This window comes from Spiractinospora alimapuensis, from assembly GCF_018437505.1.
Classification (GTDB): domain Bacteria; phylum Actinomycetota; class Actinomycetes; order Streptosporangiales; family Streptosporangiaceae; genus Spiractinospora; species Spiractinospora alimapuensis.
The window spans coordinates 5,402,806-5,421,489 of record NZ_CP072467.1 but is presented as its reverse complement, the minus strand read 5'-3'; the positions used below and the strand labels follow the sequence as shown (position 1 = coordinate 5,421,489).

The following is an 18,684-nucleotide window of genomic DNA, read 5'->3' as shown; positions in this document are numbered from 1 at the left end:
TGGAGGGAGATACGATGCGTGCGATGTCGGTGGGCGCCGGCCGGGAGGTCGTTCTCGCGGCGGTGCACCTGTTCACCACGCGCGGCTACGAGGCGACGACGATGGACGACCTCGCCGCCGCCACCGGGATGAGCCGACGCAGCCTGTTCCGGCGCTTCGGCGGCAAGGAGAACGTCCTGTTCGCCGAACACGACGACCTGCTCGCCACCGTGGAACGGTTCCTCGCGGCGTCGCCGGACCGGCCGTCGGACACCGTGTGCGCCGCCGCACGGCTCGTCTTCCAGGCCTACGTCAGCGCTCCGACCGTGACCATCGACCGGCATCGACTCGTCCGGGCGCACCCGCGCCTGCGCGACCGCGAGATCGCGATGACCGCGCGCTACCAGGCCGCGTTCAGCCACTACCTGAGCGGCGGCGCCACGGACGGCAGGGCCCTGCTGTCCGCCGAGATCTTCGCCGCCGCGGTGATCTCGGCACACAACCACGTACTGCGGTCCTGGCTGCGCACGCCGTTCCCCGACCGTGCCGACCTCACGGCCGGCGGCGAGGTCTGGAACCGGTTCGACTCGGCAATGGCCCAGGTGCGCGCCACGGTACCCAGCCCCTAGCCAGAACCGAGTGCCCTAGTTGTGGCACTCGAGCTGGATCAGCCACGCGTCGTCAGGGAGCGCGTCCAGATAGGCGTTGGTGCGCCGCTGGTAGGCGGCGAGGTCGTCGCTGGACTCCGTGGAGGTCCCGAACCGACCGATCTCCCCCGGTGCGACCCACTCCCGCTCCAGGGTGACCAACGCCCAGGCGGGAATCGCCGCGTCACGATGGGTGGCGAGATAGGAGTCCCGTCCCACCGCGAAGATGTCGATGGGGCAGTCGAAGAACCCACCCAGGCCCGCCTTGTCCAACGCGCCAACCAGTGGTTGGGCGTGGTACTCCTCGCGCAGCCTCTCCCGTGGGTAGCCCTCCGGGTCCGCCTCGTGCCGGGCGAGGAACGCCGACATCCCCTCGGCCGGCGGGTGCTCGGACGCGATCTCGGTGTAGCGGTCGAACAGCTCGGTGGCGTAGCTCGCCGCCGCGGAACGGGTGGCCTCCAGGTCCAGCAACCACTTGGGTCCGCCGTCCACCCACTCCATGCGGTGCGCCGGCGGCTTGTCCCGCCGGCGGGCCCCACGCACGAGGTCGGGATGGGCGGGATCCACGGCCCGGAAGGTGTGGGAGAACCCACCTCCCACCGTCCACGAGCTCAATCGTCCGTCGGGATTCGCGCTGCTCGTCACGGAGTACACCGGTTCTCCGTCCACGTGCGCCAAGTCCACCGGTTCTCCCAGGTACGCGGCGAGGAGCGTCCGTTGCCCCTCGTGGTCGTCCACCTGGTCGGGGTCCACCCCCGGCGCCCGTGTCTCCTCAGATCGCGCCCACGCCCGCGCGTTGGCGAGCTCGCGCGGATCCAGGGGCCGGCGATGGGGGGCGACCCGCCGCGCCGCGTCGAACACGGAGACCACCGCGTCCAGCTCTTCGCGTTCTTTGACCGTAACCAGCACAGAGAAATAGGTCATGGAATGCTCCAGGGGGATTCGTCGCTACGCGCAGCAGTATTCCGCCTCCACCCCCGCCCCGCAGGAGAACGGAAGAAAAGCGCGCTTCCCATACCCGAGCCGCCCCGCACCTCCGTGGGACCGCCGGAGGTCTACTCCGTGTCCCTGGGATGGCGAGGGGACGCGTACACCACATGCACGATGCGCCGACCTTCGTCAACGAGGTACCGAACCCGTCCCCCCGCGGTCACCTCGAACTCCCACTGGGGATACCCGACTCCTCCCAAGACCCCGTTGGCGAGTCGTCCGCGCAACCGGTGCTGACGGTCAGGTTGATTGAGGCACCGTGGGTCGCGCCGTAGGTCCTCGAAACACCGGCGCGTGTTACCCGGCGCCTCGGCGGACAGACTCCCCCATCCTTTGGCCGCCTCGTTCGTGGCGAACCGCAGTCTCCACTCGTCTCCAACGGGAGGGGGCGCGACGTCGTCGCCACGCTTGGGACTCACGGCTCGGCCACACACCCATGGTCCTCGTCGGGCAGAGCCGTCGTCAGCTTCTCCGTCAGCTCCGGATCGGCGAGAATTCGGGCCGTCGCTCGCCATTCGATGATGATGCGATGTAAGGCAGCGTGAACATCGAGTTCAGCGGCGTCACGGGTTGCTGAGATCAGGTCGGAGGCGAACTCCCCGAGTTCAGCGTCCGACAGGTGACGAACCCACGGGAAGACATCGGGGAAAGCCCGGCGCACCATCAACTCGCCCTCGGCACTCTGGGACAGAGCGACGAGGAACCGCGCGGCGACATCGACCGTCTCGTCTCGGTGCCGCTCGTGGCGCGCCGTCGTCAGATACAGGTCCTCACCGTCACGACGGGTCACGTGCACGCGATGAGAGCGAGACAACGTGTCGAGCACCCGAGTGGCGTTCTTCGACAGGTCTGAGAACGGGACCGTTGGCGTACACATACCAACAGACTAGTTCGGAACATATTCCGAAGTCCACTCACCGGGTGCTTCGAGCTCACCCCACGACGATGTTCACCAGCTTGGGGGCGCGGACGACGACGCGGCGGATCTCGCGGTCCTGGAGGTGGGCCTGGACCTTCTCCGACGCCAGGGCGAGGCGTTCCAGTTCGGCGTCGTCGATGTCGGGGGCGACCTCCAGCTTGTCGCGGACCTTGCTCTGGACCTGGACGACGCAGGTCACCGACTCCTGGACCAGCAGGTCGGGTTCGGCCTTAGGCCAGTTGCCCAGTGAGACCGAGCCCTTTCCGCCCAGGCGTTCCCAGCCTTCCTCCGCGGCGTAGGGGGCGACGAGGGACAGCACGACGGCGATGGTCTCGGCGGCCTCACGCACGGCCGGGTCCGCCGCTCCAGGGCCCGCGTCGATGGCCTTGCGGGCGGCGGTCACCAACTCCATCAGGCGAGCCACGGCGACGTTGAACCGGAACGCCTCCATCGCGGTGGTGACCTTGTCGATGGTCTGGTGGGTGACCTTACGCAGGGCGATGTCGCCACTGGCCGGGTCGCTGCCGGGTTCGGAGGCGGCGCCCGCCTCGGTCATGACCCGCAGGGCGCGGCTCAGGAAACGCAGGGAGGCGGCGGGCGAGACGTCGGCCCAGTCGATGTCGTCCTCGGGAGGACCGGCGAACACCATGGTGAGCCGCACGGCGTCCACACCGTAGTTGTCGATCTCGACGCCCAGGTCGACCCCGTTGCCCAGCGACTTCGACATCGCCTTGCCCTGGTTGATGACCTGGCCCTGGTTGAGCAGCCGGGTGAAGGGCTCGGTGAAGCGGATCATGCCCATGTCGTGGAGCACCTTGGTGAAGAACCGCGCGTACAGCAGGTGCAGCACCGCGTGCTCGACGCCGCCGACGTACTGGTCGATCGGTCCCCACGCGTTCACGGCGTCGCTGTCGAAGGGGGCACTGTCCATGCGGGGAGAGCAGTACCGCAGGAAGTACCAGGCCGAGTCGACGAACGTGTCCATGGTGTCGGTGTCCCGGGTCGCCGGCCCTTGGCAGGAGGGGCAGTCGACGTTCACCCAGTCGGTCGCGGTCGCCAGTGGAGAGACCCCCTTGGGGGCCAGGTCCGCGCCACGCAGGTCCGGGAGGGTGACCGGCAACTGGTCCTCGGGGACCGGAACCTCGCCGCAGTCGGGGCAGTGGATGATCGGGATCGGTGTGCCCCAGTAGCGCTGCCGCGAGAGCAGCCAGTCACGCAGGCGGAAGTTGACCGTCGCGTTGCCGGTCGCGCGCTCGGCCAGGACGTCGACGATGCGCTCGATGGCGTCGGTCTTGCTGAGCCCGTCCAACGGACCGGAGTTGACCATGGTGCCCTCGCCGACCGTGGCCACCCCGGTTTCCCGCGGATCGGGCTCGCCGGTGTCCAGCACGACCCGCACCGGCAGGTCGAAGGTCCGCGCGAAGTCGAGGTCCCGCTGGTCGTGCGCCGGGACCGCCATGATGGCGCCGTGGCCGTAGTCAGCGAGAACGTAGTCGGCGGCCCACACGGGGATCTGCTCCCCGTTGACCGGATTGACGGCGTAGCGTCCGAGGAACACACCGGTCTTCTGCCGCTCGGTGGACTGGCGCTCGATGTCGCTCAGCTTGGCGACCTTCTCGCGGTAGGCCTCGAACTCCGAGCGTCGTTCCGGCGCGCACAGCTCCTCGGCCAGCGGGGCGTCCGCCGCGACGACGAAGAAGGTCGCGCCGTACAACGTGTCCGGCCGGGTCGTGAAGACCGTGACCGGTTCCTCGCGACCTTCGATCTGGAAGTGGACGTCGGCACCGTGGGAACGGCCGATCCAGTTGCGCTGCATCGTGAGCACGCGCTCGGGCCAGCAGCCCTCCAGTTGCGCCATGTCGTCCAGCAGTCGGTCGGCGTACTCGGTGATCCGGAAGTACCACTGGTCCAGGCTGCGACGCACCACCTCGGTGCCGCAACGCTCGCAGCGCCCCTGTACCACCTGCTCGTTGGCCAGGACCGTCTGGTCCTTGGGGCACCAGTTGACGAGGCCGCCCTTGCGGTACGCCAGGCCGCGCTCGAAGAACCGCAGGAACAGCCACTGGTTCCAGCGGTAGTACTCCGGATCGCTGGTGTGCAACCGCCGGGACCAGTCGAAGGAGGCCGCGTAGCGCTTGAAGGACGCGGCCTGGGTCTCGATGTTGGCGTAGGTCCACTCCGCGGGGTGGGTTCCGCGCTGGATGGCCGCGTTCTCCGCGGGCAGCCCGAAGGAGTCCCAGCCGATGGGGTGCAACACGTTCTCGCCCAGTTGGAACCGGTAGCGCGCGACCACGTCGCCCATGGCGAACGCCTCGGCGTGGCCCATGTGGAGGTCACCGGAGGGGTAGGGGAACATGTCGAGGACGTAGGAGCGCGGCCGCTTGTCGGTCGGGTCCTCGCTCGCCGTGAACGGATTGTCCTCGGTCCAGCGCCGCTGCCACTTGTCCTGCAGGCTCTGGGCGTCGTACGCCTCGCCCTGGGCCTGCGTTCCGTCTACCATTGTCATCGCGTGCGTCGTCCTCTACCGGGTCGTGCGCGGGGCATCGTCAACGGGCTCGCGACCGGGAGTCCGGCGCCGTCCTCTGGCCGACAGCGTGTTCTCGCTGGGGCGGCCAGGGTGTCTCGCCCTGATTTCCCAAGGTTAGCGTGCCGGGGGATGCCCCTTCGACTCATTGGTGTCGCCAAGGCCACACCAGTCGTCATCCCGTAACGATCCGCTGTCACTCCGCTATCGGATGGGCTGTCCTGGCACACAACCGCCGCCATGGGGTGTCACAATGTTACGGACGGCGAGGCACCGCTCGCTGCGCGCCTTCCGCTGCCACCGCGCCCGCTCCGGCGAACCCGGACGGGTCATCCGGAGCAGCGACCACCAACGACAATCCTGCTGGGGGATTCCGCCATGCCTGCCAAGGACTACGTTCAACGGCCCCGGGTGCTCGCCGCGGTGGTTCTGTGCGTGGCGCTCGGGCTCACTGGCTGTCACTCCTCCCCCCCAGAACGACGCGACGGTCGCGTCGGACTCGAGTGTGGCCCCCACTGTCGGCCCCGACGAGGATCGGGTCCGGCTGGACGAGCGGATCGCCCAGACCTTCACCGACGACGAGACGCCGTGGACCGTGCAGGTCACCGCGTTCGAGAACAGCGAGGATCCGGTCGTGATCCTCAACGTCCGCTCCGACGCCGGACGAGACCCGACGTCTGACCCTGGGCGACACCCTGGACCTCGGCGCGGAGTCCTGGCGACTCTCGGAGATCGCGATCAGCGACACCGACGAGTCGCCCGGCTCGGCGACGCTGGTTCGGGTTTCGGAGGACTGACGCCCCGTTTCCCTGGGGCCTCCCACCCGGCCGGCCGCACACGGCGACCGGTCGGGCGAGCCGCGGTCACAGTCCGGCGGCGAGCCGGAGCGTGGAGATGAGTTCGGCCGGTTCGTAGACCGCCTGTCCGATCGCGGCGCAGAACGCCGCGAGCATGTGGAGACGGATCTGTGGGTCACCGCGGGTGAACTGCTCCGCGGCCTCCTCCTCACCCAGGGCGTGTGCCTCCCAGGCCGACACCACCGCGAGCTCGATCTCCGGGGGGAGCATGTCGGCGACGGCCCGGGCGACGGCCTCGCGTGAGTCCGAGGGCCGCCAGGCGAGTCCGGTCTCCTGGACGCGTCTGGCGAGGAACGCGGCGAAGACCTTGAGGTCGGAGAGTGCCGCGTCCACGCCGTCACGCAGAATGGCGGCGGAGCGCTCCTCCACTCCGTCGGCGTCGCGTTCTACGTAGGCCTCGATCAGTGAGATCGTGAGGCTCTTCATTCCCTCGGACTGTGGATCCATGGTGGAATCATCCCCCAGGTTCGAACCGGGGACGCAGGGGCATCCCCGCGTCCGTCCCGTCGAGTTTGACACCGAGGATCTGGTGGAGCTGCACCACGTTGCGTTCGAACCCCAGTCGCGAGCCGGCGATGTACAGCCGCCACACCCGCGCCGTCCCCTCCCCCACCTGGGCGACGGCCGCCTCCCAGTTGCGGTCGAGGTTCGCGCTCCAGTCCCGCAGTGTCAGGGCGTAGTGCTCCCGCAGGTTCTCCTGGTGTCGGACCTCGAAGCCGGCCTCGTTCATCTCCGTGTTCAGCCAGCCCGGCCCCTCGAGTTCACCGTCGGGGAACACGTAACGGTTGATGACGCCGCCGGGCTTACGGGCCGGGGAGTGGTTGTCCGGACGAGTGATGCAGTGGTTGAGCAGACGGCCGCCCGGCTTCAGTTTGCGGTACAGCGACGCGAAGTAGTCCGGCACGTTCTTCTTGCCGATGTGTTCGGTCAGCCCGATCGAACTGACCCGGTCGAAGGAACCGTCGGGGACGTCGCGGTAGTCGAGGTGGCGCACCTCGGCCAGCCCCTCGAGACCGAGTTCGGCGATCTTCTTCTGCGCCCACTCGGCCTGCTGCACCGAGAGGGTGACGCCGAGTCCCCGCACCCCGTACTCCTTGGCCGCGTGGATGACCATGCCGCCCCAACCGCAGCCGACGTCCAGGAGCCGCATGCCCTCCTCGAGTCCCAGCTTGCGGGCGACGAGGTCGTGCTTGTGCCACTGTGCCTGTTCCAGCGACGTGTCGGTCCCTGGGTACACCGCGCACGTGTAGGTCATGGCGGGACCGAGGACGAGCTCGTAGAACTCGTTGGACACGTCGTAGTGGTGGTGGATGACCTCGGCGTCGCGCGACTTGGAGTGACGGGTGCCCCGCCCTAGGAGTCGACCGCGGCGCATCTCCTGGGGAGGCGGGGGTACCCGGTTGACGAACTTGACCCAGCCGATGTCCCGCACCAAGCCGAGGACCTGGCCTGGGCTCACGCTGTCGACGAGCGTCAGCTCCGACATCCGGCGTAACGCCGTGTACATGTCGCCTTCGACGTCGATGTGTCCGGCCACGAAGGCGCGGGTGAGTCCGACCGCCCCCGGTGACCCGGCCAGGTAGTTGAGCGCGACCGGGGTGCGGATCACGATGGAGACGTCACTGGTGGGGTCTCCTGCCTCACTACCGTCGAACGCCCGAAACCGGACTGGAGCTTCGGGGCCCACGATTCGTTCGAAGATCTCGGCAAGCCGCATTTCGTCCAGACTCCTCTTCGATCAGTCTTCCGCGCTGGCACGGTGCCCGATTGGATCAGGCTCCCCGCCCGTTGCCAACGCATTTCGCGTAGAGGTCGAGCAGACGCCCCCCTGGGTCGTACGCCGCTTTGAGTTCGCGGTACGCCGCCCCGTTGTAGAGGTGCCAGAACTCGTCCTGGGTGTAGAAGGAGTCCGAGTAGAGCGACTTGTGCCCGCCAAGTCGCGTCACCTCGGATTCGATCCGTCGGTTGTAGTGGTCCTTGGCCTGGGCTCCACGCCGCGGAACGAGCCCCCAGAACCCGAAGTTCACGTAGAGCTGCTCGGGCTCCAACGGGTAGAGCGGCCAGGTGCGCTCGTCACGCAGCCGCAGTGGGCACATCCAGATCGGGCTCATACCGATGTCGCGGTGGAAGAAGTCGAGGAACTCGGCCCCGCGGTCGACTCCGACCTCGACGTCCTGGATGACGGGTTCGCTCTGTGGGCGTCCGCGATAGTGGGCGAGGAGGCGGCTGAAGTCCGTGCGACGGTCGAGGGCGACGAGACGGCGGTAGACGTCGGACCGTTTGAACCTGCGGGGCCACAGAGCCCGCACCGCGGGATTCTGCACCCCGAAGGCGCGCGAACACCAGAACCAGTCGGTGTCCCACCGCCAGAGGTAGGCCTCGGTGGTCATGTAGTCCCCGGGACCGTTGCCGGCGTAGCGGGGAATCGAGCGGTAGTAGACGTCCAGCCCGGTGTAGTCGCTGAGCCACGGCGCTCGGTCAACGAACCGGGCGAGGGTGAGGTAGATGTCGTCGGGAGCGAACACCACTCCGTCGAGGAAGTCCACCGGTTGGTCCTCATAGGCGCGTTCCCCACTGATGCGGGAGATCGCCGCCATCGCGTCCTCCGCGTTGGTGAACCGCACGTGGCGCAGGTGAACGGCCGGTTTGACCGGCTCGAGCTCGATGCGCAGCCGCAGGCTGTAGCCCAGGGTGCCGTAGGAGTTCGGGAAGCCCCGGAATAGCTCGCGATGTTCGTTGTCGGGGCGGGCGACGACGACGTCGCCGTCCGCGGTGAGGACCTCGATCTCCCGCACCGACTCGTGTGGCAGCCCGTTGCGGAACGAGGACGACTCGATGCCGAGACCGGTGACGGCACCGCCCAGCGTGATGGTCCGCAACTGGGGCACGACGAGAGGCATCAGCCCGTGGGGCAGGGTCGCGGCGACCAGGTCCTCGTAGGTGGTCATCCCGCCGACCTCGGCGGTCCGCGCGTCGGGGTCGATCTCGATCACCGACGTGAACGCGCTGACGTCGAGCCGGGCCGCGTCGTCCGCGCGACCGAACCGGAACAGGTTCGACGTCGGCTTGGCCAGGCGAACCGGGGAGTCGGTCGGGAGTCGCGCGAACTCGCGGCGCAAGCGTTCGACCGCGGACGCGTGGTCGGCCATACCGACCTGGTTGGACATGAGGCTCATGCGCGGACCTCTCGTCTGTGATGCCTTTCCGGACAGCCTATGCCTACCGGCCGGTAGGTCTAAAGCGTGTAACGACCGGCGTGGCCTGTCCCACCTCGGGTTGTTCGGCCCGTCACGCGCATCCGGTGCTCACCGGGTCGTAAGCTCCAGTCGTGCGAATAGTTCTGGTCGACTCCGGAATCGGGATGCTCTCCACCGCCGCTGAGCTGCGACGACTCCGGCCAGACGCCCACCTCGTGCTATCGATGGACCCCGACCACATGCCGTGGGGCCAGCGTGACGCGACCGAAATCACCGAACGCGCGCTCGCCGGGGCGCGCGCCGCCGGGCCCGCGGACGCGGTGGCGGTGTTGTGTAACACGGCATCGGTGTACGGCCTGGAAGCCCTGCGAACGGTGTTCGAACCGGCGGTCCCGGTCATCGGGACGGTCCCGGCGGTCAAGCCGGCGGCGGCCCACGGCGCACCGTTCGCCATCTGGTCCACCCCGGCGACCGCACGCAGCGACTACCAGCGATCCTTGATCGACCGGTTCGCCGACGGACTGGCCGTGACGAGTGTCGCCTGTTCCGGCCTGGCGGACGCGATCGAGGCCGCGGATCCCGAGGCCACCCGCGCCGCGCTTCGTGCCGCGGCGAAGCACACACCGGCCGACGTCCGCGGTGTCGTCCTCGGCTGCACCCACTACGACCTGGTGAGCGCCCAGATCACGGAGGAGGTCGGTCCCACGGTGGAACTGTTCACCGCCGCGGCACCCGTCGCGGCCCAGATCCTGCGGCGACTCGAACTCCCACCACGGGTCGGCTCCGCGCCGACCGGCAGCCTGACCGTGCTGGCCAGCGGACGCCCCACTTCGCTACCAACCCGAGCGCTGCGCTACCCAGCGGGCGTGTTCCTCGCCGGCGAGGAACAGGACGACGTCACACGGGCCGATCCGCTCGAAGATCCGCCGCGCGCGGCCTGCCGTGAGGGAACCCCGCACGGATAGGCTTTCCCGAGAAGCCACCGAAGAGGAGTGTCAGGCATGGGTTGGCGAGACCGCTTCGGCCTGCGCAAGGCGCGACGCCGCAGCGACCGCAAGGACCGATTCGACCGTGCCGCGGAAGACGACGACATCAAGGCCCTGATGGACTTCGCGCAGAGCCGCGTGGGCGTGGAGTTCTTCGTCGAACCGGAGACCTTCGCGACCAACACCACCGCTGTGGCGGTGGCCAACGACGGCGAGTGGACGCGGCGACGGGTGGGATCCCCCGAGGTCATCCGGAAGGTGGCCGGGAAATTGCGGCTGCCCGTCTACGACGTACAAATTGTCGGATACCCGAAGCGTATGCGAGAGTGGACGGAACGCAACAAGCGCGGACTTTCCCTGGAGTAGCCGTGACGAGAGACACCTCACACCTCGCCCCTCCCCCCACGGCGCTCCACGTCTCCTTTTAGGTTTTGATGGTGACAACTTGTAGGAACTCCTGCGCCACCTGGGTTCACTTGTGACACGTTCCGTCGCATACTCGCCTGGGAGGGGGGAACTCAGATGAAGCGGGAGTTTACGGCGCTCTGCTGCGAATGCGGCGTACTGCGACATGTCAGTGGGAGTGACGGTGTCGGTGAGGCACAGTCCGCCTTCGGCGCCGCGCGCTGCGTTGTCTGGCACGCCTGTGACGTCTGTGGTCACCCGACACGGCACGCCTACCTCCGTGAGGACTCCAGCCGGGACGAGTTGGAGGACGCGCTGCGCCTCGACGACGAACTGGCCGCCGAGGCACTGGACGAGGAGATCGAACAGCTACGACTCTGCGGTGTGGAAATCGGTCACGCCCCCGTACCGGCGATCTGGGAGGGCCAGTCCGTCGGGATGGTCACCCAGCGCCTCACCGATCACACCTACAGCGTCATCCTGGACCCGGACGCGTCCGTACCGGCACGCATCCGCCTGATCGACCTGATCTGGACCGAGCTGGCCATCGGCGAGAACACGCACCGCTGGTACATCCATCCGGCCAACGACGACTCCCCCGGTTACGCGGTCCGACTGTTCGGCTACCGCGTCCGGAGCTGAGTCACGGGAACGGCGTCGCCCACGCGGGTTCCACATGAGGCGATCCGCCATGTCGGGCGTGCGTCGGGTGGGACGTCGGCGTACCGAGGGTCTATCGATCCCGCCGTGGCGGCACCCTTCGCCGTTCACCGTGCGCCACGTGTCTGACGGAACCCGCTCGTCCTGGACGCGACCACGACCAGTACCGGCCCCCGGCCCTGGGCACGAGGCCGTGGTTTGTGGGTGCCGTGTCCGCCCGTCGCCCGCCTCCGCCCTTGTGGGGTCGTGTTTCGCACGGGTGATCTCTCTCGGAGTGAGCGGTCATCCAGTGGAGTGACTCGCGAGGCCGAGGAGGGAGGCACAGTGGTTCCGTAGTTGACCGACGAGAACGAAGCGAGACGCTGACTCCGGGCCGCGCGGTAGAACCACGCGCCGGCACGACATGGCCCGAGGGACGGCCCTCCTCCAAACGTGTCGGAGACGGTCCGGGCGGGGTTCTCCCGATCGGGCACCGCCCGGCGGAGGCCCCTTGTCCAGTCCACCGCACGACGTAGGGCCACGCGAGCCGCCCGAGTACGAGCGACCCCGCCACGCCAAGGGCGCTCTCCGCAACCACCGGGGGGCCAGCCGGCCGACGATGCGACGGAGGCGAGGCATGGCCGGACTTCCCCGACCAACAGGACCACGAGCACGATGGCCGCCCGCGCGGTGACGATGCGTCGGACGGGGTTGGCGGCGAACGTGACCCGCGACCATGCCGCCGGGCACCAGGACGCTGGAGACGAAGCGGGAGACGGCCGGGGAGCCGAGTGACCGTCCCGGCCCGAGCGCTCGCCCCGCATGCGAACCACGGGCGTCGCGCCCGGCCGCGACTCAGGAGCTGAGCTGTGGTTCGGCCTCCTGGGCGGCGCGGTCCAGGCGCGCGAGTGCCCCGCGCACCAGCTCGGGGTCGGTGGTGTTCCAGTAGGGCGGCAGGGATCCGCGCAGGAAGGACCCGTACCGTGCGGTCGCCAGGCGAGGATCGAGCACCGCGACCACGCCGCGGTCGTCCATGGCTCTCAGCAGACGCCCCGTGCCCTGGGCGAGCAGGAGCGCCGCGTGGGTCGCGGAGACAGCCATGAACCCGTTGCCGCCCTGTGCGCTGACCGCCCGCTGTCGGGCCGAGGCCAACGGGTCGTCGGGACGCGGGAACGGAATCCGGTCCACGATCACGAGCTGCAGCGAGGGGCCCGGAACGTCGACCCCCTGCCAGAGGGAGAGCGTCCCGAACAGGCATGTCTGGGGATCCTGGGCGAACTCCCGGATGAGTTGCGCGGTCGAGTCCTCGCCCTGGCACAACACCGGGACGTCCACCCGTTCGGAGGTCTCGGCCGCCGCCTGGGTGGCCGCCCGCTGGGAGGAGAAGAGCCCGAGGGTGCGGCCACCGGCCGCCGTCACCAGTGCCGCGATCTCGGCCAGGGCCGCCTCGGAGAGGCCGTCGCGCCCCGGCGGGGGAAGGTGCTTGGCCACGTAGAAGATGGCGCTGCGCGCGTGGTCGAAGGGGGATCCGACGTCCAGTGCGCTCCACACCGGTTCCGCGTCGGCCTCCCCCAACCCCCACTGGGCCGCCAACGGGTCAAAGGAGCCACCGAGGCTGAGCGTGGCCGAGGTCAACACCACCGGGTGTTCGGCGAAGAGGCGGTCCCGCAGCATTCCGGCGACCCCCAGCGGCGCGACGTGGAGGGCGGGCGCCTGCCGTTCCCCGCTCGCCACCCACACGACGTCACCCCGCTCGGCGATGCCCGCCTCGAACGCTCCCAGCGCCCGTACGGCGGCGTCATGTACCTCGGTCAGGGCCGCGAGCGCCCGCCGCCGCAGGGAGTTGCTCTCGGGGTCCCCTGTATCCCCGACCCCCGCGGCTCCGGCCTCCGCGGTGGCGGTGCACTGCGCGGCGCACGCCGCGGCGGTGTCCCGCACCCGTGCCACGGCCACACCCAGTGGGTCGGGGAGTTGGTCGAGCCGCCCCTCGGGCATCTCCCCGAGGGTCAACGCCAAGCCCTCGGCGGTCTCGTCCAGGCGCTCGGTGGAGTCGATGTCGCAGACTCGGGCCGCCCGCCGCGCCGCCCGGGTGACGGCGCGGCCGGTGAGGACCCCGGTGGTCACGGATGTGACCCGGTCGGTGAGCTCGTGCGCCTCGTCGACCACCAGCATCGTGCGCTGCGGCAGGATCTGGTACTCCGCCGCGGCGTCGATGGCGAGCAACGCGTGGTTGGTCACCACGAGGTCGACCTCGGTCGCCTGGGCACGGGCCTGCTCCGCGTAGCACTCGTCCCCGAAGGGGCACGCCGCGGCGCCGAGGCACTCGTTGGCCGAGACCGACACCTGGCGCCAGGCGGCGGCGCTCACCCCGGGGACCAGCTCGTCCCGATCGCCGGTGATCGTGTCCTGTGCCCACTCGTGCAGCCGTTTGACCTGACGGCCGGTGTCGGAGAGGGAGCCGACGTCGAAGAGCTCCGGCTCGTCGGGGTCGTCGTCGGGTGCGCTGAGCCGCTGCAGACACAGGTAGTTGCCGCGCCCCTTGAGAATGGCGAACCGTGGCGCGCGTCCCAACGCCTCGAGAGTGCCTCGCTGAGGCGGGGGAGGTCGCGCTCCACGAGCTGGCGTTGCAGCGCGATGGTGGCGGTGGACACGACGACCGTCGTGCGGGTGCTGACCGCGTGCCGGAGCGCGGGGACGAGGTAGGCCAGCGACTTGCCGGTGCCGGTCCCCGCCTGGACCACCAGGTGTTCCTCGGCCTCGATGGCGGCCGTGACCGCGGAGGCCATCGTGTCCTGGCCTGTTCTGCGGGTTCCGCCGATGGCGCGGACGGCGATGTCGAGAAGCTCGTCAGTGGTGGGAAGTTCGGCCACGCTCGTGACCTTACCCGCGCGCGGTGACGTCCTCGACCGGGCTGGGGACAAGCGAAGGGCCCGGCCCCGGTGTGACCGGGGGCCGGGCCCGACTCGCTCGTCACGGATGGAACGCCACGGTGTGGCGCGTCACCCGATCACCGTGTTACGCGGTCTCCTCAGCCTCGGAGTCCGCGGCGGCGGCGTTCTTCTTGCGGCGGGCCAGGTGCATGGCCAGACCGCCACCACCGACGGCGGCCGCCGCGGCGGCGATCAGACCGCCCAGCGCGGCACCGGTGACGGGCAGGCCACCCTCGTCCTCGTCCTCCTTGCCGTCACCCGGGTCCTTGTCGTCACCCTCGTCGGTCGGCTCGTCGGTCGGCTCGTCCGTGGGCTCCTCGGTCGGCTCGTCGGTCGGCTCGTCCGTGGGCTCCTCGGTCGGCTCGTCCGTGGGGTCCTCGCTCGGCTCGGCCGGGAGGTCGCTGTGGACGCTGGAGTGACCGAACTCCAGTGTGTCCTGGATCTCCTGGGTCTCGCCGGTGTCCCACTCGTAGGTCCAGTCGAAGTTCACCATCAGCCAGGAGTTGGCCGTGGTGGCGACGCCGCCCTCGGCGACCGCGTCCTGACCGTCGAGCTGCGCCGAGTGGAGCGTGGCGTTGACGTCGACGGTGATGGAGCCGTCGCTGTACTCCTCGACGTAGGACTCGTTGTAGTCACCGCTGTGGATGTCGACCGACTCACCGAAGATGGTCAGGCCGTCCACCGAGATGTCGGTGGTGGCGCCACCGTCAGGCGACCAGGTGGAAGTGGACTCGATGGAGTCCAGCGTCAGCACCGCGTCGGTGTCGAACGCCTCGTTGAGGGTCTCGGCCTGGGTGGTGTCGTTCTCGCTGAACAGCGAGTACTCACCGTCGCCGCCCTCCGCCTCCTCACAGTTGGGCGCGAAGACGACGCCGGAGGCGCTGGAGCTCGAGACGAGGGAGTCGTCGGCGATCTCCACCGAGCTGCTGCCGGAGGGGCTGCCGGAGAAGTGCACCGAGCCGCCGACACTCTCGGGGTCGGTGCTCCAGTCGGCCTCGTACCCGCGGTCGGGGTTGTCGGTGTGGACGTCACCGAGCGGACCGGAGGCACACCACTCGATGTAACCGATGCGCGCCTGGCCGTAGTGCAGCTCATCGCCGTCCGCGGCGGCGGGGGCCGCGGCGGCACCGAAGCCGAACGCGGTCAGCGCCGTGGCCGACCCTGCCGCGAGCGCGACACGACGCGCGGTCGATGAAGGGGAATTGGATGTCACAGGTGTCCTCACTGGGTTGGCGTGCTGGTCTGAAACCGCTCGGCCCGGCGTCGACATGGGGAGGATCCGAACCGGGACAGGGGTGGATCAGAAGACGGGGCCGTACTCATCGGGCGGCCAGCACGCGTTAAGTACTCAAAGGAACGGACTCAACATACATGGGACACCACTGGACCCTTAAGACACAGTTCGATTACAGCACCTCTGCCACCAGGACGTGACACCCCCACACAACCGCGACAGAGCTGGACAACTCACTGTTTTTCCTGGTCAGCAAACGCGTCACCCCTGCGCCCCATGTTGCACATCGCGCAACACACGTTTGGTTTACCTCGTGTCCGAATCCGGAACGTGGTGTATGCCACGCACACGCGGACCATCGGCGCGACGACCTATCCTGGGGGTGTGTCGGAATCAAAGCTGGAAATCCAGATGCTGCACGATCGTCTCCTCGTGCGCGAGGTGCCGGAGAAGGCCGGAGAGCGCCGCAGCAGCGGCGGGCTCGTCATCCCGGACACCGTGAAGATGGCGACGCGGCTCTCCTGGGGCGAGGTGTGCGGCGCGGGAACCAGCACCCGCCACGTGAAGACCGGCGATCGCGTCCTGTTCAACCCGGAGGACCAGAGCGAGGTCGAGATCCAGTCGGAGCGCTACGTGATCCTGCGGGAACGCGACGTGCACGCCGTGGCCAACGAGGACCCCGCACGGGGAACCGGCCTGTACCTGTGACCGACTGACCCCTCCTGCCCGGCCCCACGCAGGCCCACCACCCCGTTGCCATGACGACGACCAACCGGGCACACTCGAGTCACCGTCAGTAGTCACAGCGACGCGAAAGGCGAGGATCCACGCGGGGATCCCGATGGAACGCCCCGACCACCCCTCCCCGCCGGCGCCGCTCCCCCGCCACACCGAGGGCGGGAGCCGGCCCACGGGACTCCGGAAACTTTTTTCGCCCGCGAGCGATGAAAGTCGCACGCCCCACTGGTCAATAGCGACGAACGACCAGTGTCCCCGCCCGAGTTCTTGGGCAATCTGCAGGTGAGGAGGTGGCAATGCTCGGTGGCTGTCCCGCGCACATCGGCATCTCGGTGACGGACCCCGCCGCGGCGCGGAAGTTCTACGAAGGAATCCTCGGCGTCCCCATGAGCGACTCGGACCCCAGCGGTGAGCCTGGGGATCTGGTGATGCACATCGGTGGTCAGCCGGACGTCTGGGTCGCCGCACGCGCGGACCACGTTCCCTCCCGCTACCCGGTGCTGACGTTTCGGGTGGACGACATCTCAGGAGTCGTCGCTGAGCTTCACCGTCGCGGCGTGGACTTTCTGCACTATGACGGCTTCGATCAGGACGAGAAGGGCGTCGTACGGGCCGACGGAGAGCCACCTGTCGCCTGGTTCAGCGATCCCGCCGGAAACGTCCTCGCGCTGCGGCAGGAACAGTAATGTCTGTTCTTATGGCGCACCCCACGGCGAGTGAGGACTTCACCCGGCGGGCCGACCCCTACCGTCGCGAGCTGACCGCCCACTGCTACCGGATGCTCGGGTCGATCCACGACGCCGAGGACCTCGTGCAGGAGACGTATCTGCGGGCGTGGAGTGCCTACGAGCGCTTCGAGGAACGCGCCTCGATGCGCACGTGGCTGTACCGCATCGCGACCAACGCGTGCCTCACCGCTCTGGAGAGCCGTGGCAGGCGGCCGCTGCCCACCGACCTGGCCGAGGCGGCGGACCCGGCGCGTCCACTCGCGGAGAACGTCGAGATCCCCTGGCTGCAGCCCGCGCCGGACACGATTGTCAACGCCGAGTCCGGCGACCCGGGAACCGTGGTCGCCGACCGGTTCAGTGTGCGGCTCGCCCTGGTCGCCGCGTTGCAGCACCTCCCGCCCCGGCAACGCGCCGTGCTCGTCCTCCGGGACGTGATGCGCTTCCGCGCGGCCGAGACGGCCGAGGCCCTGGAAATGACGACGGTCGCCGTGAACAGTCTGCTGCAGCGGGCGCGTGCCCAGTTGGCGCAGGTCATGCCGCGTGAGGACGACATGACCGAACCGGACTCGGCCGAAATGCGGGACCTGCTGGACAGCTACGCGGCCGCGTTCCAGAACTACGACATCGCGGCCATGGTCGACCTGTTCCGCTCCGACGCCGCCTGGGAGATGCCGCCGTTCCTCACCTGGGTGCGGGGGCCGCGCAACATCGTCGATCTCATCACGACGCACTGCCCCGCCCAGGGCCCAGGCGACATGGTCATGGTGCCGACCAGAGCCAATGGCCAGCCGGCCTTCGCGCTGTACATGCGCGACCCCGAGGGCGAACACCGCGCCTTCCACCTGCAGGTCCTCACCGTGCGGCAGGGCAAGGTCGCGCACGTCTCCGCGTTCTTCGACACGTCGCTGTTCCCCCGGTTCGGTCTGCCCGACACCCTCGCCGAACTGCGAGGTTGACCGACAGATGGCGACCGGTCGGACCGTTGGGCCGGCCGACGGTCCAGCACTGCTCAGGTGTTCGCTCACCTATGCGCTCGGCAGCCTCTCGTTCGCCGCTGAGGTCGACCTTCGGTGTCCCACCCCCTGCGCGGAGTGGAACCTGGGCGCGCTCGTGGACCACATGCGCGACAGCAACGACGCGCTGCGTGAGGCCGTCGCGTTCGGCGACGTCCCCATCGCGCCGACGCGCCCGACCAACGAATCGGTCCGGTCGGTCCAGGCGCTGCGCGCTGAACTGCACCGGCTCCGTGCGGCGTGGGAGGATCCCCTCCCCCCGGAGGAGATCCACGTCGAGGGTCTCCCCCTGTCCCTGGGTGTCGCCGCGCTCGCCGGAGCCTTGGAGATCGCCGTGCACGCCTGGGACATCGGCCAATCCTGCCACCACCCCAATCCCGTCCCCACCCGCCTGGCTGACGCCCTCCTCTCCGTGGCTCCCCTCCTCATTCCCGAGACCGACCGTCCCGGACTGTTCGACCCACCGCTCCCCGTCGCCTCGTCCGCTCCCGCGAACGACCGTCTCCTCGCCTTCCTCGGCCGCTGCCCCGAACGCCCCGTCGCCGTCGCGTAGGGACGTCGCCCTCCCCCGTGTCGGCGCACGCCGCGTCGGCGGTGTACGCCGGTCGGCCGAGGGCCGGTCGGGGGTTCCGCGACCGAGAAGCGGCCGCTGACCCCCTCGACACCGACACGGTTCGTAGCGGGCGCGCACCCACGCCAGCGATCACGACCGGCGAACGAGTGGTCGAGGCGCTCAAGGCGCCGCCCCGTTCTCCGCTACGCCGTGATCCTGGACCGTCGGGGTCGGAAGTCGACCGTCTGCCGATCCCTGGCCCCGACGGTGTTCACGCAGGTCCCTAGGCTGGTCGAGGGTCGCTTTTGATGCGGCGCCCGCGCAGGTGGGGCCTGGTCGCCCTGC

Annotated in this window: 15 protein-coding genes and 2 pseudogenes; 9 read left to right on the top strand and 8 right to left on the bottom strand. The window is 69.2% G+C overall.

Annotated features, from left to right (window positions below; translation table 11 throughout):
* Positions 1–14 precede the first annotated feature (14 nt).
* Complete coding sequence (locus J4H86_RS25225; protein WP_330932454.1) at positions 15–608, top strand: TetR/AcrR family transcriptional regulator; 594 nt, start codon at positions 15–17, stop codon at positions 606–608.
* A 15-nt stretch (positions 609–623) separates the two neighbouring features.
* On the opposite strand, the gene J4H86_RS25220 is transcribed toward J4H86_RS25225, so the two are convergent.
* The 3 genes from J4H86_RS25220 to leuS form a co-directional block, all read right to left on the bottom strand.
* Entirely contained in the window at positions 624–1,550 is a 927-nt protein-coding gene (locus J4H86_RS25220) for a hypothetical protein (RefSeq protein WP_236540810.1), read from the bottom strand.
* Between the two features lie 481 nt (positions 1,551–2,031).
* Entirely contained in the window at positions 2,032–2,442 is a 411-nt protein-coding gene (locus J4H86_RS25215; protein WP_236540809.1) for a hypothetical protein, read from the bottom strand.
* 106 nt (positions 2,443–2,548) lie between these two features.
* Positions 2,549–5,041: a leucine--tRNA ligase gene (leuS, locus tag J4H86_RS25210; protein WP_236540808.1), complete on the bottom strand. Its 2,493-nt coding sequence runs from the start codon at positions 5,039–5,041 to the stop codon at positions 2,549–2,551.
* A gap of 689 nt (positions 5,042–5,730) precedes the next feature.
* Here leuS and J4H86_RS27710 point away from each other — a divergent pair.
* A pseudogene (locus J4H86_RS27710) lies at positions 5,731–5,856 on the top strand (DUF6406 domain-containing protein); the annotation flags it as partial.
* A 66-nt stretch (positions 5,857–5,922) separates the two neighbouring features.
* On the opposite strand, the gene J4H86_RS25205 reads toward J4H86_RS27710, so the two are convergent.
* The 3 genes from J4H86_RS25205 to J4H86_RS25195 are packed head-to-tail and all read right to left on the bottom strand — an operon-like array spanning position 5,923 to position 9,092.
* Positions 5,923–6,363 carry a hypothetical protein gene (locus tag J4H86_RS25205; protein ID WP_236540807.1) on the bottom strand — a complete coding sequence of 147 codons (441 nt, stop codon included), beginning with the start codon at positions 6,361–6,363 and terminating at the stop codon, positions 5,923–5,925.
* Between the two features lie 7 nt (positions 6,364–6,370).
* Entirely contained in the window at positions 6,371–7,633 is a 1,263-nt protein-coding gene (locus J4H86_RS25200) for an SAM-dependent methyltransferase (protein ID WP_236540806.1), read from the bottom strand.
* Between the two features lie 55 nt (positions 7,634–7,688).
* Positions 7,689–9,092 carry an FAD-binding oxidoreductase gene (locus tag J4H86_RS25195; protein WP_236540805.1) on the bottom strand — a complete coding sequence of 468 codons (1,404 nt, stop codon included), beginning with the start codon at positions 9,090–9,092 and terminating at the stop codon, positions 7,689–7,691.
* Between the two features lie 152 nt (positions 9,093–9,244).
* On the opposite strand from J4H86_RS25195, the gene J4H86_RS25190 reads away from it, so the two are divergent.
* The 3 genes from J4H86_RS25190 (at position 9,245) to J4H86_RS25180 (ending at position 11,146) form a co-directional block, all read left to right on the top strand.
* Positions 9,245–10,078 (top strand): glutamate racemase, encoded by an 834-nt coding sequence (locus J4H86_RS25190; RefSeq protein WP_236540804.1) that lies wholly within the window; start codon positions 9,245–9,247, stop codon positions 10,076–10,078.
* 36 nt (positions 10,079–10,114) lie between these two features.
* Positions 10,115–10,465, top strand: coding sequence for a hypothetical protein (locus J4H86_RS25185; protein WP_236540803.1), 351 nt, complete (start codon positions 10,115–10,117; stop codon positions 10,463–10,465).
* A 156-nt stretch (positions 10,466–10,621) separates the two neighbouring features.
* Positions 10,622–11,146 (top strand): DUF6315 family protein, encoded by a 525-nt coding sequence (locus tag J4H86_RS25180; protein WP_236540802.1) that lies wholly within the window; start codon positions 10,622–10,624, stop codon positions 11,144–11,146.
* An 852-nt stretch (positions 11,147–11,998) separates the two neighbouring features.
* On the opposite strand, the pseudogene J4H86_RS25175 reads toward J4H86_RS25180, so the two are convergent.
* Positions 11,999–14,013 (bottom strand): annotated as a pseudogene (locus J4H86_RS25175) (ATP-dependent DNA helicase).
* Positions 14,014–14,158: 145 nt separating this feature from the next.
* Complete coding sequence (locus J4H86_RS25170; RefSeq protein ID WP_236540801.1) at positions 14,159–15,286, bottom strand: PT domain-containing protein; 1,128 nt, start codon at positions 15,284–15,286, stop codon at positions 14,159–14,161.
* Between the two features lie 432 nt (positions 15,287–15,718).
* Here J4H86_RS25170 and J4H86_RS25165 point away from each other — a divergent pair, with 432 nt between their 5' ends.
* The 4 genes from J4H86_RS25165 to J4H86_RS25150 all read left to right on the top strand — a co-directional run bounded on the left by J4H86_RS25165 (position 15,719) and on the right by J4H86_RS25150 (position 18,339).
* Positions 15,719–16,015 carry a GroES family chaperonin gene (locus tag J4H86_RS25165; RefSeq protein WP_236544169.1) on the top strand — a complete coding sequence of 99 codons (297 nt, stop codon included), beginning with the start codon at positions 15,719–15,721 and terminating at the stop codon, positions 16,013–16,015.
* Positions 16,016–16,341: 326 nt separating this feature from the next.
* Positions 16,342–16,731, top strand: a complete 390-nt coding sequence (locus J4H86_RS25160; protein ID WP_236540800.1) for a VOC family protein — start codon at positions 16,342–16,344, stop codon at positions 16,729–16,731.
* The gene (locus tag J4H86_RS25155; protein WP_236540799.1) at positions 16,731–17,729 is read left to right on the top strand and encodes a sigma-70 family RNA polymerase sigma factor; all 999 of its coding nucleotides are present in this window, start codon (positions 16,731–16,733) and stop codon (positions 17,727–17,729) included. Before J4H86_RS25160 ends, J4H86_RS25155 begins: the two co-directional genes overlap by 1 nt.
* Before the next feature lie 7 nt (positions 17,730–17,736).
* The gene (locus tag J4H86_RS25150) at positions 17,737–18,339 is read left to right on the top strand and encodes a TIGR03086 family metal-binding protein (RefSeq protein WP_236540798.1); all 603 of its coding nucleotides are present in this window, start codon (positions 17,737–17,739) and stop codon (positions 18,337–18,339) included.
* The last annotated feature ends 345 nt before the right edge of the window (positions 18,340–18,684 follow it).

Coding starts and splice junctions, on each gene's coding strand:
- J4H86_RS25225 (WP_330932454.1), top strand. CDS start 15: ATGCGTGCGATGTCGGTGGGCGCCGGCCGGGAGGTCGTTCTCGCGGCG.
- J4H86_RS25220 (WP_236540810.1), bottom strand. CDS start 1,550: ATGACCTATTTCTCTGTGCTGGTTACGGTCAAAGAACGCGAAGAGCTG.
- leuS (WP_236540808.1), bottom strand. CDS start 5,041: ATGACAATGGTAGACGGAACGCAGGCCCAGGGCGAGGCGTACGACGCC.
- J4H86_RS25205 (WP_236540807.1), bottom strand. CDS start 6,363: ATGGATCCACAGTCCGAGGGAATGAAGAGCCTCACGATCTCACTGATC.
- J4H86_RS25200 (WP_236540806.1), bottom strand. CDS start 7,633: ATGCGGCTTGCCGAGATCTTCGAACGAATCGTGGGCCCCGAAGCTCCA.
- J4H86_RS25195 (WP_236540805.1), bottom strand. CDS start 9,092: ATGAGCCTCATGTCCAACCAGGTCGGTATGGCCGACCACGCGTCCGCG.
- J4H86_RS25185 (WP_236540803.1), top strand. CDS start 10,115: ATGGGTTGGCGAGACCGCTTCGGCCTGCGCAAGGCGCGACGCCGCAGC.
- J4H86_RS25180 (WP_236540802.1), top strand. CDS start 10,622: ATGAAGCGGGAGTTTACGGCGCTCTGCTGCGAATGCGGCGTACTGCGA.
- J4H86_RS25165 (WP_236544169.1), top strand. CDS start 15,719: ATGCTGCACGATCGTCTCCTCGTGCGCGAGGTGCCGGAGAAGGCCGGA.
- J4H86_RS25160 (WP_236540800.1), top strand. CDS start 16,342: ATGCTCGGTGGCTGTCCCGCGCACATCGGCATCTCGGTGACGGACCCC.
- J4H86_RS25155 (WP_236540799.1), top strand. CDS start 16,731: ATGTCTGTTCTTATGGCGCACCCCACGGCGAGTGAGGACTTCACCCGG.
- J4H86_RS25150 (WP_236540798.1), top strand. CDS start 17,737: ATGGCGACCGGTCGGACCGTTGGGCCGGCCGACGGTCCAGCACTGCTC.